The 2592-nt window shown below is 72.3% G+C and carries 1 protein-coding gene; it reads left to right on the forward strand.

Annotated features, from left to right (window positions below; all coding sequences use genetic code 11):
- On the forward strand, positions 1-2470 hold a 2470-nt coding region (locus RWX45_RS08090), incomplete at its 5' end, for a family 78 glycoside hydrolase catalytic domain (protein ID WP_316023221.1).
- Between the last annotated feature and the right edge of the window lie 122 nt (positions 2471-2592).

Below are 2592 nucleotides of genomic sequence, written 5' to 3' on the forward strand. Positions count from 1 at the left end.
CACCCGCACCGACCCCGCCCCCGTGCTCGTGCACCGTATCAGCGTGCCCGCGGGCACCACCACCGCGCGCCTGCACCTGACCGCCGGCGGCGTCTACGAGGCCTTCATCGACGGCGTCAAGGTCGGCGACGACGAACTCGCTCCCGGCTGGACCGAATACCCCCAGCGCATCCTCGTCCAGACTCATGACGTCACCACCGCGCTGCCCCCGGGAGAGCACGAGATCGCCGTCGTCCTCGGCAACGGCTGGTATCGCGGTCACCTCACCTGGGCGATGCGGGAGAACGTCTACGGCGAGAACCTGTGGCTGCTGGCGCAGATTGAGCTCGGCGACGACGCCGCGCACACCACCGTCATCGGCACCGACGCCGACTGGGCCTGGCGCCCCTCGAACGTCACCGCCAACGACCTGTACAACGGCCAGAGCACTGACCTGCGCCTGCCCGCCCTCGGCACCCCCGAGGCGGAGAAGCCGGTGGAGGTGCTCGACCTGCCCACCGCCGCCCTGGAGCCGACCACCGTGCAGCTGCCCACCGTCATCGGCCAGGTGCGGCCAATCGAGGTCATCACCACGCCGTCGGGCCACAGGATCGTTGACCTGGGGCAAAACCTCACCGGACACGTGCGCCTGGCCGTCCCCACGGCCGCACCCGGCTCCATCATCACCCTGCGCCACGCCGAAGTGCTGGAGCACGGGGAACTCGGCACCCGCCCGCTGCGCAACGCCGAGTGCACCGACCGCGTCACCCTGGCGGGTACCGGCACCGCCGAGGAGCCCGAGGTCTTCGCCCCTACCCTCACCCAGCACGGCTTCCGCTACGTCGAGGTGGAGGGCTTCGACGGCGACGACGACGCCCTGCTGGCCTGCGTCACCGCCCGCGTGGTCTCCGCGGGCATGGAGCGGTCGGCGTGGATGACAACCTCGGAGGAGCTCATCGACCGGCTGGTGGAGAACACCCGCTGGTCCACCATCGACAACTTCATCACCGTGCCCACCGACTGCCCGCAGCGCGACGAACGCCTGGGGTGGACCGGCGACATCGGCGCCTTCGCCCCCACCGCGATGAGCCTGTACGACGCCGCCGCCTTCCTGGACTCCTGGGACCGGGATCTGGCCGCTACTCAGGCCGCGGACGGCTCCCTGCCCGTCGTCGTCCCGCACGTGCTCGAGGGCGAGAAACTCACCTGCGCCTGGGGGGATGCGATCACCCTGGTGCCGTGGGCCGTCTACGAGGCCACCGGGGACACCGGCGTGCTGGCGCATACGGTGGAGGCCATGCGCCGCTTCGTCGACGCCGTCGACGCCGCCGCCGGCGCCTCGCACCTGTGGCGCGGCGGCTTCCAGTTCGGCGACTGGCTCGACCCCGACGCGCCGCCGAACGACCCGGGCGCGGCCAAGGCGGATTCGGACGTCGTGGCCAGCGCCTACTTCGCTCGCAGCGCCGACATCACCGCCCGCGCCTGCGCCCTGCTGGGCGATGCGGACGGCGCCGCGCGCTACGAGGCGCTGGCCGCCTCCGTGCGGGAGGCCTACCTGGACGCGTACGTGACGGCGGACGGGTTGATCATCTCCGACTGCGCCACCGTCTACGCCCAGGCCCTCGCCTGGGACCTGCTGGACACGCCGCGGCGCATCGCCGGCGCCGGGCAGCGCCTGGCGGACCTGGTCCGCACCCGCGCCTTCCGGATCTCCACCGGCTTCGTGGGCACCCCGCTGGTCCCGCCGGCCCTGGTCAAGGGCGGACAGGCCGCGGTAGCCGCGCGCCTGGTGCTGGAGAAGAGCTGCCCCTCCTGGCTGTATCCGGTGACGATGGGGGCGACGACGATCTGGGAGCGCTGGGACTCCATGCTGCCGGACGGCTCCATCAACCCCGGCGAGATGACGAGCTTCAACCACTACGCCCTGGGCGCCGTCACCCAGTGGCTCATCACTGACCTGGCGGGTCTGGCGATTGTCGACGCCGGCGGCCGCACCCTGCGGGTGGCCCCGCAGGTCGGCCACGGCTTCACCTCCGCGGCCGTCACGCGCCTGCTGCCGGTGGGGACGGCCCGCGCCGCGTGGGAGCTGGACGACAACACGCTGCATGTGAGCGTGCAGGTGCCGGTCGGGGCGACTGCGGAGCTGGTGCTGCCCGGCGCCGCGCCCGAGATGCTCGAGCACGGCCTGCATGAGCGCACGGTGAGTGTGCCGGCCGACGTCGTCGGCGGGTCCGGCGCCATCCGCACGGTGCGCGACCTCATGGACAACGCCGAGGCGTGGGAGAAGGTCGTCGAGGCGGCGGCCTCGGGCGGGCACCCGGTCTTCGCCGAGGACCCCGCCGGCGCACTCACCGGCTTCCTCAAGCGGGAGCTGGACATGCCGGTCACGGTCATTCCCGGCGCCGCCACCATGTACGGCTTCATCCCCGGCATGGAGGGTGTGGCGCAGGCCTTGACGGCGGCGGTCGAGCAGGTCGCCCCGCACGCCTGACCGCTCCCTCACCGAAACCGGCACTAATAACATGCCGAAACCGGCACAAATGACGTACGCCGGGGCGACGTCGGCGAGGACGCCGCCCCGGCGTCGTCTGTCTCCCGCCCTTGGCGCCGGCA

This window comes from Actinomyces sp. MRS3W (assembly GCF_032465695.1).
Classification (GTDB): domain Bacteria; phylum Actinomycetota; class Actinomycetes; order Actinomycetales; family Actinomycetaceae; genus Actinomyces.